Genomic DNA, 14,285 nt, shown 5'->3' with positions numbered 1-14,285 from the left:
GAAGGGGCTTTCTGCCTCCGCTCGGTCGGGACGTGTGCGCTGCTTATGCCGGGTCGCTCAACATGCGGGACGAGGCGCTGCGCTTGCGCTTTTTCGGGGGACGCGGTCAGCCGCGGAGGGGACGAAGAAGTGTGCCATCGATCCTCCCGTGGGTCGCGTTCCGCTTGCAAAACGGGCGCGCGCCCTGCACCCGAAGCCCCTCTGGAACGCCTTCGGGCACGCAAGGCGGGGCCGCGTGCCCTGCGTTTGCGGCCCCGCCGGTTGCTCGTCGTGCGTTACGGGCGCGGGGTGCCGCACTCGGAGCAGAACTTGCCGGTGTTGGCCGCGCCGCATGCCGGACAGTGCCATGCGCCCTGCGCCGCTGCCGGGCGCGGGGCGCCGCACTCGGAGCAGAACTTGCCGGTGTTGGCCACGCCGCATGCCGGACAGGTCCAGCCGTTGGCTCCCGCTGCGGCACCTGCCCCCGCGTGCCGTGCCCGCCGCCGCGCCAAAGCCCCCGCCCGGAGCCTGCTGGTAGGCGGATTGCGGCGCCGCAGCGCCTCCGGCACTCCCGCGTCCGTACAGGTCGGCGCCGTTCATGCCGCCCATGGCGCCTGCCATTCCCATGCCCATGAAGCCCACGGCGGCTCCCGCCTCGTTGGCTGCCGCCGCGCGCATGGCGTCGCTTTGGGCCGCCGCCAAGTTCGCCGCCGCCATGGTGGGGTCGCGCATGACCGCCGCCTTCTGAAGCTGCTTGATCATGTCCTCGTCTTCGGGCGACGCGGCGATCGAGTTCACGCCGAACGACGCCACCTCGATGCCGCGCAGGTCGGACCAGGTGTCGGAAAGCTCTTCGTTGAGCGCCTGGGCGAGCTCTTTGGTGTGCGCGGGTACGGCGCTGTAGCGCACGCCCATCGCCGAGATGCGGGCGAAGGCCGGTTGCAAGGCGGTGAGCAGCTCGCTTTTCAGCTGCCCGTCGATCTGGTCGCGCCGGTAGGGCTCTTCAACGTTGCCGCACACGTTCTTGTAGAAGAGCAGCGGGTTGACGATGCGGTAGGAGTAGGATCCGTTGCAGCGCACCGAGATGTCCACGTCGAGTCCGATGTTGGCGTCGACGACGCGGAAAGGTACCGGGGAGGCCGTTCCGTACTTGTTGTTGACGATCTCTTTCGTGTTGAAGAAGTAGACCCGCTGGTCCTTGCCGGTGTCGCCGCCGAAGGAAAATCGCGCGCCCATGCGCTCGAAGGTCTGGCGCAGGCGCTCGCCCAGCGACCCCGACTCGCCGAAGAAAAGGCTCGGCTCGGTGGAGGAATCGAAGACGAACTCGCCGGGCTCGCCGCAGGCCTCGACGATCGCGCCCTGCTCGACGATGATCATGAACTGGCCCTCGTTGACCGCCACAATCGATCCGTCCGATATTATGTTCTGCTCGCCGTGCACGTTCGAACTCCGCTCCGACGTGCGCTTTTCTCCCTTTGCAACAAGGGTGTCGGCATCGAGTGATGTGCAGTAGAAGTAGTCGCGGCACGAATCGGCCAAAACGCCGCTCGCTGCGCCTATGCCGGCTTTCAGAAGTCCCATGACAGGCCCCTTTCCGAGAGTGCTGCAATCGTGCTCAACGTAAATCCTAGCTGGTAGTCCTCTCGAAATAGACACCCCCGTGCCCCGCTTGCCTGCATTTCGCTGAGACATCTGGCCAGCTCTCGCGTGAAAAGAGAGCCGAATGTCCCAGCTGTATCCCGCCCGGCAGCTGCCCAGCCGATTTTTCCGTTTCAGGTGTCGCGTATACTTCAATGCAGGTCGTTTCGGACGAAAGGCGGCAGGCTGGTGGAGAGGCGGAGCACATACCAAACACGCGGCCTTGCCGGCATGACGCCGCAGGCGGCTGCCAAGCGCATCCGCATCATTCGCCTGGCCGCCGCTTCGTGCGCCGTCGTGCTGGTCGCCGTGCTGTGCATTTGCCAGGTGGCGACGCCACCGTCCCAGGTCGAGCCCCGGTATCCCACGGACGGCAGCATCAACAGGGAGCTCGTCATGGTCCTCTGCGCGCTTGCCGTGACCGGGTGGGGCTACTCAGTCCGCTTGCGCTGTTCCTCTGCAGAGACGATGCGCTGCCTGCTTGCCGTTGCGGCGCTGCTCTTCTTCTGGCTCGCGCTCACCGTCGCAAAGTGGAATGTCCAGAGCAGCATCGCCGTAAGCATCATGTGGTACCTGTACTACCTTCCGATGCTGGCCGTCCCCACGTTCGTGCTGTTTTCCATCGTCCCGCAGACCAAATGGGGCTCTTCTCCACGGGCGCGCTGGGCGCGGGCGGCGTGCTTTGCCATCGACGGCATGTTCCTTGTGCTCGTGCTCACGAACAACCTCCACCATGCGGTCTTCGACTTTGACTTTTCCGACCCCGAGTGGAGATCTGCGTATGCCTATGCCCCCGCGTATGTCGTCCTCTACATCTGGATTATCGTCCAGTACCTGGGCTTTCTCATCATCGCCTTCGTCAACGCACGCAAGGACCTGCGCAAGACGCTGGCAGTGGTGGGGTTCTTCTTGGCCGTTGGCGCGGCCTACAGCATTCTCTATGTGCTTGGGGCGAGCTTTCCGCTCAACTTGACCGTTGTGCAGTCCCTGCTCGTCATGATCGGGATGGAGTGCGCGCTCGAGCTTGGAATACTCCCCTCGTACACATGGTACGGAGCGCTGTTCGAGACCGTGCCCTACGACGTGCGCGTGCTCGACGGGAAGGGGCGCGTCTGCGCGCAGTCGGATGCGGCAAAGCCTCTGCCCGAGCACCTTGCCGCACGCGCTGTCCGCGTAGCGGGGCATTCCGACGGCCCCGTGACGCTGCACCTTTCCAAGACGCCGAGGTCCAGCTATACGGTGTATGCGGTGCTGGGCGGATACGCGCTCGCCAGAAAGGACGTCTCGTCGCTTGTGGAGCAGCGCGCCCAGCTCGAACGCCAGCGCGCCCAGCTCAAGCGTCGCAACCGGGCGCTTTCCCACCAAAGCGAGCTCGAACGCACGCTCGCGCGCCAGCGCGAGGAAGCGCGGATTGCAGACGACATCACCGAGACCCTGGCAGAAAAGGTCGCGCGCATCGACAGCCTGCTCGACGCGCTGCCGGACGACCCGGCCCTGGCGCGCGGCCAACTCGCCCAAGCCAAGTTGCTCGTGAGCTGGTGCAAACAGCAGGGGGCGCTCGCGCTTGGAGGCGAGGAGGGCTCTGCGGTTACCCCAGAGAGCTTGCGGCTCGGCTTGGGCCAGATTGCAAGCGATATGCGCGGGGTCGGCATCGAATGCGGCACGCTCGTTGATGTTGCCCGACCGGTCTCGACGCACGCTGCAAGCGCGGTCTACGATTGCCTGTACGAGCTCGCGGACGTTGCGTGCGGCCTCGACGATGCCGTCGTGATGCTCTATGTGCAGCAGGCGCCTGCCCCGGGCGATGTCCGCATCCGCGGCGTGCTCCAGTGCGCGGAGGCGTGCGCGGAGGCGTTGGGGAAGGCGTGCCGGCTGCTGGAGTCGCCGGATGAAGCGGGGCAGTCGGCCTCGGTTTCCTTCGAGGACGCAGCTGTGCGCGTCGAGCTGCTCGTGCGGGAGGAAACGGGCTCGTGAACGTTCTGTCGGTGCATACTCCCGTCGCCCATGCGCTCTACGCATGCCTGTTTCTGCTCGTGTGCGGGCAATTCGTGCACGCTTTGCTGTGCACCAAGCGCGCCGATTCGTCGCCGCTGCGATGCGCGTACGAGTTTTCCCTGGTCGTGCAGCTCTTTGTCTGCGTTGCGCTCGTCCAGCTGTCGGTGACTGGCAACGTGAGCGGGTTCGTGTACCTCTTCGCGCTCAAGGTGCCGGCTGATCTGCTGCTGTACGTGAGCGTGCCATGCGCGCTGCTCGCGCTGCTCGTGGCGGTGCGCTGCCACCGTGTCTGGGAGAGCGTGGAAGCGGTGCTGCTCCTCTGCTTTACCCCGCCGTTCGTGTCTGCACTCGGCGATTCCTATGTGGTTCTGGTCATCGTGGAGTGCGGCTACGTTCTGTTCCGCACGGCCAGCAACCTGGCGGTCGACCGGGTCGTGCTCCAGCGCCAGCCCTCGCCGCTCTCGTGCGTCGATGCGCTCGACGTGCTGCCCGAGGGCGTGCTGTATGCAGACATGCACGGACGCATCGTGTTCATGAACAACCGCATGCGCTCTTGCCTAAACGGCTTGGGGGCGCCTGCCGACCTCTCGTCCGCCGACGAGATAGCCGCGTTTCTCGTGCAGGCGGGACGCGGGGCTCCCGACAGCGAGCAAGATGCCCAGCCGGAAGATCCCTACGAGGCGCTGCGCCAGCTGCGCGTCGTCATGCCGGACGGCTCGACGCTGCTGTTCGATGTCTGCCATGTCATGCTGCGTGCCAGGCACTGCCGCTGCGTCACCGCCGCCGACGTGACGGAAGAGGAGTCGCTCAACCGGGCTATCGCGCGCACGAACGATCTGCTTGCGACGGCCAATCGCGAGCTCGCCGCCTCCCTTGCCGACGTGCGAGCGGTCGCGCGGGCCGATGCCGAGCGCAAAATGCGTTCGCGCGTGCACGACACGATCGGGCAGAAGCTTTCGATTCTGCACCGCTATCTGGAAAAGAGCGACCCTACGGCCGCAGAGCTCGCGCAGGTGAAGGAGCTCCTGCGCGACATCACCCACGACATCGCCGTCGCCGACGAGGTGGATCCCGTAGCCGAACTCGCCTCCATCGTCGACGCCTTCTCGCTCGTGAGGTGCGCTCTTGTTGTGGAAGGCACGCTGCCCCGCGAGCGGCGCCTTGCGCGCGCAGTCGTCGACATCGTGCGCGAATCGGCGACCAACGCCGTCAAGCACGGGCAGGCAGCCCGCGTTGACGTTGCGATTTCCCTCACGTCGGAGGCGTGCACGCTCACGGTTTCGAACAACGGCGCCCCTGCGCCGTCGCATCTGACCGAAGGCCTTGGCGTGCCGGGCATGCGTGCGGCCGCCGAGGAGGTGGGCGGTACCTTCGAGATCGTTTCCACCTCGCCTTTCTCCCTACGCGCGCGTCTACCGCTTTCCCCGCGCGATGCCCGCGATCGCTCCCTCGACCCAAAGGAGGCTTCCCATGATTCGCATCCTCATCGTTGAAGACCAGGTAATCTTGCGCGAGTCGCTCTCCGCCGCGCTCGACACCCGCCCCGATATGCAGGTGGTGGCCGGTATAGGCAACGCCGAGCTCGCGCTTGCCGCCGTGCGCGCCCACGATGTCGACGTCGTCCTCATGGACGTGTGCACGGAACACGACGCGAACGGCATTTCCGCCACCCGCGCTATCAAAAGGGACTTTCCCCAGGTCAAAGTCGTAATCATGACGGGAATGCCCGAAATTACCTTTATCGACCAGGCCAAAAGCGCCGGCGCCGACAGCTTCGTGTACAAGAACGTGGGCACCGCTGAGCTCGCCGCGATCATCACGTCGACCGCCGAGGGCTACTCGACCTTCCCCCATGCGCATGCGAGCATGCTGTCGGGTGCGGCCAAGCTTTCCGATACCGAAATCGCCATCCTGCGCTGCGTCTGCGAGGGCAAGTCGCGCAAGGAAATCGCTTGCGACCTCTACATGAGCGAGGGGACCGTCAAGCGGCGCATATCCGAGATCCTCGCCAAAACCGGCTACGACAGCATTCTGCGCTTGGCAGTGCACGCCGTCGCCAGTGGCCTCATCGTCCCCCAGCTTGCGCCCGATGAGCCCATCGGGCCAGAGTCTCCTGCCGTTTCCTGATCGCCCGCGTACGGGCGCCGCATGCGCTCGCGCTGGCGGTGGCACCCGCGTGTGCGGTTCGCTTGCTCCCGCAGCGGACCCAGTCGAGCCGCATGGCGCGCTGCAGAGCCGCTAAATGGGACGCAGGTGGCTTCTGGCGATGGGCCCCTTTCGCCACAATAAACGTAGGAAGCAACCTTTGAGGCAAGGGGGTCGACGATGGGCCTGTTCGGGAAAATGTTCGAAAAGAAGACGTGTGCCATCTGCGGCGGCGAAATCGGGCTGTTGGGCAATCGCAAGCTCGAGGACGGAAACCTCTGCAAGGAATGCGCGTCGAAGCTTTCCCCGTTTTTCAGCGAGCGACGGCATTCGACGGTGGCGGAAATCTCCGACCAGCTGGCATGGCGCGAGGCCAACAAGGAACGGGTCGCGCAGTTCAACGTCACGCGCACGCTTGGCAACGACACGAAGGTCCTGCTCGACGAGGACGCCCATCGCTTCCTTGTCACCAAGGGCGGCCGTTGGCGCGACGCCAACCCCGACGTGCTCGATTTCTCGCAGGTGACCGGGTGCGATACCGAAATCCGCGAATCGCGCACCGAGCTGCACTGGCGAGACGACGACGGTAACGAGCATTCCTACGAACCGCCCCGCTACGACGTCGACTACGACATGTACCTCACCATCCATGTGAACACGCCCTACTTCGACGAGATCACCTTCAAGATCAACGACTGTCGCATCGAAGAGCGTACGTCGGTTGAATTCCGCGAGGCCGAACGCCAGGCGGGCGAGATCCGCGAGGCCCTCGCGACGGTGCGACAGGAGACGCGCGACGCCGCAGCCGAGGCGGCCAAGCCCAAGGTTGCGCAGACCTGCCCCTTCTGCGGGGCCACCACCATTCCGGACGCGAACGGGCGCTGCGAATACTGCGGCGGCGCCATGGGCGTATAGCACCTGTGCGGTGACAGAAAGGAAGGGATTCAAATGGAGACGACGAAGAAAATGGCGGGCCGCATCGTCCTGGTATGCGCCTTGGCCCTGCTGTGCCTGGGCTTGTTCGCCTGCAGCGGATCGAGCGCCGATGCCAAGAAAGCCTATATCGGGCAGTGGAAGCTCACCGAGATGACCGAAAACGGCGAGCCCGTGAGCGCCGACGACATGGCCATGCTCGACTCGCTGGGGATGACGATCGACTTGACCGTCAACGAGGACGGCACCTTCAATCTGACCTTCTTCGGCGAGTCCCAGAAGGGCGATTGGGAAGCGAAGAGCGCAACCGAAGCCACCTTTACCGTCGAAGGCGATTCGGTGCCTGCAACGCTGAAAGACGGCAAGCTCACCCTGAGCGAGAGCGATGTCTCGATGACCTTCGAAAAGAAGGATGATTCCAACAAGGGATAGGGCGGAAGCCAAAGGGCGAACCCCTCATGAGACGAACGGCCGGCTGGCGCGCGGATGCGCCGCCGGCCGTTCGCGTGTCCGCCTTGTATGCGACGCTCATGGCGATTGCGTGCGCTCGTGATGCGCTGCTTCGACGGCAAGCAGACCATCAACTCCGCCGTGCATCGCATGGTGCGCGAGGGCCTGCTCTCGCTCGAGGCGGGTCGGGGAGGGCAACACCCTGCTCTCATTGATCGTCTACGTGACGCTTGCCGCCGGCACCGTGCTTGCGTTGGCGGGTTTCGCCTGTATGGAAAGCGTCGCCCGCCTCTTGGGGGCGAGCGAGGACATGGTGCCCCAGTGCACACTCCCTGGGCGGCTCGCTGCTGCTCGCCTATTTCGCGCGCCCGCGCGGGCGGACAAGCGCGTCGCGCGCGTCAAGCGCTAGCGAGCAAAGGCGGCACGTGAGCCCGCCACCTTTGCCCGCTCTGCTGCGCTCTTCTACACCAGCAGGTAGGGGAAGGCAAACAGCACGGGGGCGAGGACGCAGGCAGCGCCCACGACGATCTTCCACAGGCGGTACTCGCGGTCCATTTTGGCCCGCTCTTCGTCATCGGGTTCGTCGTTGGCACCCGATGCGGCCAAGTCGAGCGTGAATTCCCCGCCTGTTCCGTACACCTTGCGGCAGATGGCGTACACGACGAGCGCGACCAGGCACCACACGATGCCCGTGGTGAAGGCGTCGGGCTCGAGCTGGGTCATCATGAGCACGTAGATCACGGCGCTCACCGGCGCGCCGATCTTGATGGCGGGCGCGCGGTAGGCGCGTGCCATCTGCGGGAACCGCTGGCGCAGGCAGAGCGCGGCGATGATGCCGATCACGTAGTAGAACAGGTCGGCGAACAGCGACAGATTGGCGATGTAGTCGAGTGAGTTCGTGAGAATCAGAAGGATCGAAAGTGCGCCGAGCGTGAGGACGGCCACATAGGGCGTGCTGAAGCGCTTGCTCGTTTTCGCGAACACTTTGGGCACCGCGCCGTCGCGTGCCATCACGAAGAGGTAGCGGCCCGTGGTGGCGGTCGAGGCGTTGAGAGTGGAGAAGTCGCCGCCGAAGGCGATGCCGATGCAGAGCAGGATGAGCGGGAAGCCCATGATGCCGGCCGAGATCATGGCTTCGGCGAAGGGCGCGTCGGCGTCGGAGAGGGCGCCCATCGCGTCGACCGGCGTGATGCCTACCAGGAACCACTGGAACAGGGCGTTCACGGCGAACACGACGAAGGGCGTGAGGAACATGGCGCGGGGGATGTTGATATGGGGGTACTTGATTTCCTCGCCCATCGACACGGCCGATTCGAAGCCGGCGAAGCACCACCAGATCATGCACATGGCCGCGAAGAACGACAGCGGCGTGGTCTGGGAAATGAAGTCGGGCGTGGTGATGAAGGTGGGCAGGCTCACGTTGGGGATCATCGTGAGGAACCAGATGAGGGCCACGCCCCAGAAGAAGAACATCGACGCGTTCTGCACGCGGCCCGAAAGCCCCACGCCGAAGACGTTGACAATCGTGAAGCCGGCCACCACGAGCGCGGCAAGCACGGCGTCGTCGATGGGCAGGTCGATGCCCAGGGCCAAAAAGATCGTCTTGAAGTAGTAGCTGAAGGCGAGGGCCTCGCCGCCGGTCACCGACACGAGGGAGATGATGAAGTTCCAGCCTGCGAGGACCCCTGCCCAGCGGCCGATGCCCATCGATGCGAACTGGTAGGTGCCGCCCGCGTAGGGCAACTCGGCGCCCATCTCGGCATAGAGCAGCGAGGGGTAGACGCTCACCGCGAGCGCCAGCAGGGTGGCGAAGATCACGAAGGGTCCCAGATCGCCCACCACGTTGGAGCCGGTGGTGAAGAGACCGACGCCGATTACCGATCCAGCGGCGATGGTGACGGCTTCGCGCATACCAAACATGCGCTTGAGCTGGCCTTTCTGTGGGGCGAGGGCTTCTGCCATGGGGTGTCCTTCCGCAGCGCGCCCGAATTGCCGGCGCGCACTTTAGCGAACTAGAGTGATAAAGTACGCGCATGAGTCTACCGCAAGAAGGCGCTTTCGTGTCAAGCCGAGCGGGGAATTAACGGGGGTGCGCCTTTTGCCCGGCGCGTGTGGGGCGCGGCACAGGACGCATCCGGGGTGTTGCGTCCGAAATAACGCACAATTTCGAAGCATATGAGCCGAATTGAAGAACAGTCGTTCGGAAATGTGCGTTATTTGCCGCGTCCGCCTCTTGGCGCATGCCCGCTACAGGTCGAGAAAGGCCCGGTAGCGGGCGGCGTCGGACGACCCCTTCAAATACACGGCCGAAAGCAAATGCTCGGAGCGCAGGCAGGCCGCGCGCCCTTCCGAAAGCGTGCCGTTCGAAAGCTGGTCGGTCACGAGCGCGCGGTACATGAAGGACGCTCCGCAGCCTTGCCTGAGCATTTCAATGATGGTGGCGGGATTGCCTACTTCGACGACATGGTGGAAATCGGCCAGGGCGAGCCCGCGCGCGGAAAGCATGTCCTCGAAAATGGCTCGCGTGCCCGACCCGCGCTCGCGCAGGAGCAACGGGGTGTCGAGGAGGTCCTCGAAACCGGTCGGCTGCGGGGCGCCTGCGGGCAGCACCGCGACGAAGGGCTCGGCGCCCAGGTCGATGAAGTCGTAGGCGCTTCGGTCGAAGTTTCCCTCGACGAGGGCGAGGTCGATCGTGCCTTCGTCGATGCCGGAGAGCAGGCCCGCCGTGTTGAGGACGCGTACGCTGAAGGGCCGCTCGGCGGCCACCGCCCGCGTGATCAAGTGCGGCAGGAGGAACTGGCTGATCGACAGGGTGGCACCCAGGGCCAGGGGCTGCGGCGCGCCCTGCTGGAGGCGCTCGACCAGGCGGGTGCCGTCGATGCCCGCGCGGTTGGCGTAGCCCACCAGCTCGAGCGCGGCGCTGGTGAGCTCCATGCGGCGTCCGCGCCGCTCGACCAGGCGGACGCCCAGCTCGGAAGCGAGCGAGGCGATGTGCTGCGATACCGCCGGCTGGCTGATGAAGAGCTCTTCGGCGGCAGCGGTATAGGATCCCGTGCGCGCCACGACCGCGAGGGTTGCAAGGCGGTGGTCGAGCAGGTTGAACATGGAAGCCTCATCTTATAAGCAATGCTAATGCATCGATAACATACTATTGGGAAAGATTATAGCCGCACGTCGCTACACTTGGTCCGCATTCAATCGAAAGGACCGTGCATGAAAGAAGTCGTCTTCTCCAAAGGCTTTCTCGTGGCGCTTGCGCTCACCTTCGCCTGCTCGCTTGCGGGCAGCCTGCTCGCCAAGCTGCCCTACCTGCAGGTGGTGGGCGCTATGGTGATATCGCTCTTGCTGGGCATGCTGGCGCAGGCCTTGCGGCGCCCGGTGGCTTTCGGTAGCCGTGGCATCGCCCTTATCTCCAACAAGTTCCTTCGCGCGGGCATCATCCTTCTGGGCTTCCGCCTCAACCTGCTCGTGCTCGCCGATTCGGGCGTACGGACCATCGCGCTCGCCTGCGCGATCGTTGCGGGGACTATCGCGCTCACCTACAAGCTGGCGCGCAAGATGGGCGTCGATTCCCATTTGGCGATTCTCACCGCATCGGGATGCGGCATTTGCGGGGCCGCCGCCGTGATGGGCATCTCTTCCCAGCTGCCCGAAGGCGCCACCGAGCGCGACCGTGTGCGTCAGTCCGAAAACAAGGTGGTCGCCGTGGCCGTCGTCGCGATCCTGGGCACCGTGTTCACCCTGGTGGACGTGGCACTTGGCCCTCTGCTGGGCCTGAGCTCATCGCAGTTCGGCGTCCTGGCGGGAGGGTCGCTGCACGAAATCGCCCATGCGGTGGCGGCGGGCAGCGCCCTGGGGTCCGAAAGCCTCGACGTGGCGATCATCACCAAGCTCTCGCGCGTGCTCTTGCTGGCTCCGGCGGCGATGGTGATCGGCCTATGGTACCGCCGCCGGCACGGCGGGGAAGACGCAGGACAAGCAGCCGGGCGCGTGCCCATCCCCTGGTTCATGGTGGGCTTCCTCGCGGCGAGCGTGGTGGGCACGTTCGTTCCCCTGGGCGAAGGCGCCCTCGCCGGCCTGGTGAATACGAGCTACCTGCTCTTGGGGATGGCCATGGCCGCCTTGGGTATGACGGTCAACTTTCGCGTCCTTCTCTCGCGCGGCCGCAACGCCCTGGGCGCGGCGTTCGTCGCCTCGGTCGTGCTCATGCTGTTCGTGATGGCAGCGGCCCGTCTCTTCTTCTAGGCGGGGAGCGACTGCTGGGAGGGCTCGGCGAGCTGCACCCGAAGAGGTATCGCCGCGGCGCCCGGCTAGCGTCCCTTTCTCAGGGCGCGGACGAGCGCGAGGGCGTCATCGGAGAGCACGCGGTCTTTGGACCGGCAGATGGCACCGTTTCGTGCAGTGCGCGCAGGGCTTGTTGTGCGGTCGCGGGCGGCCACCCTGCGCTACAGGCCGAAGGCGAAGCCCGTCATGGCGATCGAGCCCAGAGTGCACACGTTGTTGAAGACGCGCGGCTCCTCGCCCGGCGCTGCGCCAAGGCAGTAGAGCAGGGGCAGGTAGTGGTCGGGCGTGGGCACGGCATAGGCGGCGTCGGGCAGCTTTTCGTAGGCGATCGCGGCCTCGTCGACGCGGTGCTTCACCGCGTCGACCACGGCGTCGTTGAAGTGGTGCGCCATCTTGGTGCCGTCTTCGTTGTCCCATTCGACCATGCCCAGGTTGTGCACGGTGTTGCCGCTGGCCACAATCAAAAAGCCCTGGTCGCGCAGGCCTTCGAGCGTCCGCCCGACCTCGTAGGCGTCGCGCGCGCCCGCGCCCTGGTCGACCGAAAGCTGCACGACGGGGATGTCGGCCTTGGGGAACATATGCACGAGCACGGTCCAGGTACCGTGGTCGATGCCCCAGTTGTCGTTGATCGCAACGCGGTCGCCCAGCGCTTCCTGCACGGCTTTCGTGAGCTCGGCGCTGCCGTCCACCGGATAGTCGACCTCGTAGAGCTCATGGGGAAACCCGTACATGTCGTAGACTTGGCGCGGGTGCGCAGCGCTCTGCACGAAGGTGCCCGGCGCGTACCAATGAGCCGATACGGCGAGAATGGCGCGCGGGGTGCCGCATTCTTCGACGATGCGCGTTCCCAGCTTTGTCAGCGTGCGCGTGACTTCGGTGTGTTCCAGGGCGAGCATGGGGCTGCCGTGTCCGGCGAAGACGACGGGCATTCTCTTCTGCGTCATGGGCTTCTCCTTAAAGTATGAACAGACATGTTACTTCAAATAACCAACTAACAAATACTGTTATACTTTGTGAAAAAGAACTACGCAATCGGTATTTTCACCGTTAGTAGGTACGTTTCACTTGAGAAAAGGAGACTTCATGCCTGCGTTGGCCGAGCGTCCTCTTCCAAAGAATTTCGGCGTCTGCCCCTTCGTCACCGCGCAGAAGCTGCTCCAGGGCAAATGGGCCCTGCTCATCATCCACGAGCTTTCAAGCGGCCCCAAGCGTTTCGGCGAGCTGCAGCGCAGCATCGACATCACCCAGGCAACGCTGTCGAGCCAGCTGAAGAACCTCGAAGCGGAGGGGCTCGTCCTGCGCACGGCCTATCCCGAAATCCCGCCGCGGGTCGAATACGAGCTCACCGCCGTTGGGCAGAGCTTTCAGCCGGTGCTCGACGCCATCGAGACCTGGGGCAACGGCTATATCGACTACCTGCACGCTCAGAACAAGGAGTAACGATGACCGCACGCGAAGGCATGCCCGCTGTCGATGGGATGGCTCTGCGCCCGGCACCCCCGCGCACGATCGAAGGCCGTACGGTAGGGCAGGTCGAGGTGGGCGCCGTGGGTCCCGCTTCGCCCGTCTGCTACGCTTTCATCGACAGGGAGCACGGCGACGACGCTGAAGAACTCGCCCGGGCCGCAGCGCGGGTGCTCGCGCAGTCTGCGGTTGCCGAAGACGCCGAAACGTCCGGCGCTGGTGCCGCCGCACGTCCGGGGTCTGTCGCTTTCACTCTGGTCGCCTGCGAGACGGGCGACTGGAATGCCGAGCTTTCCCCTTGGCCCGAAGCCAAGGGCGCCTATGGGGAATCCTTCGCTGGCGAGGGGCCGGCCACGCTCGCGTGGCTGCGGGAGGCCTGTATCCCTGCGATCGAAGGCGCGGGCGGAACGCGCCCCCGCGCGATTGTCGGCTACTCGCTTGCGGGTCTGTTTGCCGCCTGGGCTTTCTTGGAATCGGGCGCCTTCCAGGGGCTTGCCTCCTGTTCGGGCTCGCTGTGGTTTCCCGGCTGGACGGACTGGGCGCGCGATCATGCGGCCCCGGCCGCATCGGTCGCCTACCTGAGCCTGGGGAAGAAGGAGCCCCGGGTACGCAACGCCCAGATGGCGCAGGTGGGTGCGGCGACCGAAGCCTTTGCCTCTGCGCTGCAGGAAAGCGACGCGGTGCGCGCAAGCGCCTTCGTGTGGAATCCGGGCGGGCACTTCAACGACCCGACGGGGCGTTTGGCCGCGGGCATTGCCTGGACGGTCGCACGTCTTGTTTAACAAGGAAAGGCTCCCCTGTCGCGTGCGAGAGGGGAGCCTTGCGGTAGCGGGGCGAGCCGGCGTGCCGAACGCGTGCGGCTTCTAGGAGGCCTGGGCCGCCTGTTTGGCCTGGCAAGCCGGGCAGACGCCTTCGAAGACGGTGAAGTGGCCCGTGACCCGGTAGCCGGTGTTGACCTCGACGTCGTCGTCGATCGAGCGGTGGCGGCTCACGCCGGCGTCGGCGACCGAGCCGCAGTGGGTGCACACCACATGGTCGTGGTCGTCGGTACGGAAGTCGTAGTGCGACCCGCCCGGCGTATGCACTTCGAGGATCTTGCCCTCTTCGGCGAGCAGGTTGAGGTTGCGATACACCGTGCCCAAGCTCACATGGGGGTCGCGTTCGTGCACGTAGGCGTACACGTCGTTGGCGGACGGGTGGGTATGGAGCGCCGATACAGCTTCGGCGACGAGCGTGCGCTGGCGCGTGTTTCTTCGTTGCACCATGGGTTCGCTCCTTATTCGCAGTGTGGTACTAAGGTTAGTTTACAATCAGGAACACCTATCAATATCGGTAATTTCCCCATGTTCAACAAATCATCAAGGCTCCTGTCTCGCCGTCTATTCCCTTGTCGATAA

The 14,285-nt window shown here is 64.9% G+C and carries 13 protein-coding genes; 8 read left to right on the top strand and 5 right to left on the bottom strand.

Annotated features, from left to right (window positions below):
• Positions 1-57: 57 nt before the first annotated feature.
• Entirely contained in the window at positions 58-1,560 is a 1,503-nt protein-coding gene (locus BN3270_RS02925) for an SPFH domain-containing protein (RefSeq protein ID WP_271711903.1), read from the bottom strand.
• 246 nt (positions 1,561-1,806) lie between these two features.
• Here BN3270_RS02925 and BN3270_RS02920 point away from each other — a divergent pair, with 246 nt between their 5' ends.
• The 5 genes from BN3270_RS02920 to BN3270_RS02900 all read left to right on the top strand — a co-directional run bounded on the left by BN3270_RS02920 (position 1,807) and on the right by BN3270_RS02900 (position 7,122).
• On the top strand, positions 1,807-3,591 hold the full coding sequence (locus tag BN3270_RS02920; protein WP_167551315.1) for a hypothetical protein: 1,785 nt from the start codon (positions 1,807-1,809) through the stop codon (positions 3,589-3,591).
• Positions 3,588-5,105 (top strand): sensor histidine kinase, encoded by a 1,518-nt coding sequence (locus tag BN3270_RS02915; RefSeq protein WP_058985699.1) that lies wholly within the window; start codon positions 3,588-3,590, stop codon positions 5,103-5,105. Before BN3270_RS02920 ends, BN3270_RS02915 begins: the two co-directional genes overlap by 4 nt.
• On the top strand, positions 5,083-5,739 hold the full coding sequence (locus tag BN3270_RS02910; RefSeq protein WP_058985698.1) for a response regulator transcription factor: 657 nt from the start codon (positions 5,083-5,085) through the stop codon (positions 5,737-5,739). The genes BN3270_RS02915 and BN3270_RS02910 overlap by 23 nt, the downstream gene beginning before the upstream one ends.
• Before the next feature lie 216 nt (positions 5,740-5,955).
• Positions 5,956-6,672 carry a DUF4428 domain-containing protein gene (locus tag BN3270_RS02905; RefSeq protein ID WP_271711902.1) on the top strand — a complete coding sequence of 239 codons (717 nt, stop codon included), beginning with the start codon at positions 5,956-5,958 and terminating at the stop codon, positions 6,670-6,672.
• 33 nt (positions 6,673-6,705) lie between these two features.
• Positions 6,706-7,122: a lipocalin family protein gene (locus BN3270_RS02900; RefSeq protein WP_058985696.1), complete on the top strand. Its 417-nt coding sequence runs from the start codon at positions 6,706-6,708 to the stop codon at positions 7,120-7,122.
• Between the two features lie 480 nt (positions 7,123-7,602).
• On the opposite strand, the gene BN3270_RS02890 is transcribed toward BN3270_RS02900, so the two are convergent.
• A complete protein-coding gene (locus BN3270_RS02890) occupies positions 7,603-9,102 on the bottom strand; it encodes an APC family permease (RefSeq protein WP_271711901.1) in 1,500 nt (499 codons plus the stop codon).
• 285 nt (positions 9,103-9,387) lie between these two features.
• Complete coding sequence (locus BN3270_RS02885; protein WP_058985694.1) at positions 9,388-10,245, bottom strand: LysR family transcriptional regulator; 858 nt, start codon at positions 10,243-10,245, stop codon at positions 9,388-9,390.
• A gap of 108 nt (positions 10,246-10,353) precedes the next feature.
• Here BN3270_RS02885 and BN3270_RS02880 point away from each other — a divergent pair, with 108 nt between their 5' ends.
• Complete coding sequence (locus BN3270_RS02880; RefSeq protein WP_058985693.1) at positions 10,354-11,385, top strand: YeiH family protein; 1,032 nt, start codon at positions 10,354-10,356, stop codon at positions 11,383-11,385.
• Positions 11,386-11,585: 200 nt separating this feature from the next.
• Here BN3270_RS02880 and ygiD read toward each other — a convergent pair whose 3' ends face one another.
• On the bottom strand, positions 11,586-12,368 hold the full coding sequence (gene ygiD, locus BN3270_RS02875) for a 4,5-DOPA-extradiol-dioxygenase (RefSeq protein WP_058985692.1): 783 nt from the start codon (positions 12,366-12,368) through the stop codon (positions 11,586-11,588).
• A gap of 139 nt (positions 12,369-12,507) precedes the next feature.
• Here ygiD and BN3270_RS02870 point away from each other — a divergent pair, with 139 nt between their 5' ends.
• Positions 12,508-12,864: a winged helix-turn-helix transcriptional regulator gene (locus tag BN3270_RS02870; protein WP_058985691.1), complete on the top strand. Its 357-nt coding sequence runs from the start codon at positions 12,508-12,510 to the stop codon at positions 12,862-12,864.
• A 2-nt stretch (positions 12,865-12,866) separates the two neighbouring features.
• Positions 12,867-13,670: an alpha/beta hydrolase gene (locus tag BN3270_RS02865; RefSeq protein WP_058985690.1), complete on the top strand. Its 804-nt coding sequence runs from the start codon at positions 12,867-12,869 to the stop codon at positions 13,668-13,670.
• Between the two features lie 81 nt (positions 13,671-13,751).
• Here the strand turns inward: BN3270_RS02865 and BN3270_RS02860 are convergent, their stop codons facing one another.
• The gene (locus BN3270_RS02860; RefSeq protein ID WP_271711900.1) at positions 13,752-14,153 is read right to left on the bottom strand and encodes a Fur family transcriptional regulator; all 402 of its coding nucleotides are present in this window, start codon (positions 14,151-14,153) and stop codon (positions 13,752-13,754) included.
• Between the last annotated feature and the right edge of the window lie 132 nt (positions 14,154-14,285).

This window comes from Hugonella massiliensis, from assembly GCA_001486445.1.
In the GTDB taxonomy this organism is placed as follows: Bacteria; Actinomycetota; Coriobacteriia; order Coriobacteriales; family Eggerthellaceae; genus Hugonella; species Hugonella massiliensis.
Note: the sequence above shows the minus strand (reverse complement) of the source record. Positions and strands in the feature narration are given on the sequence as shown.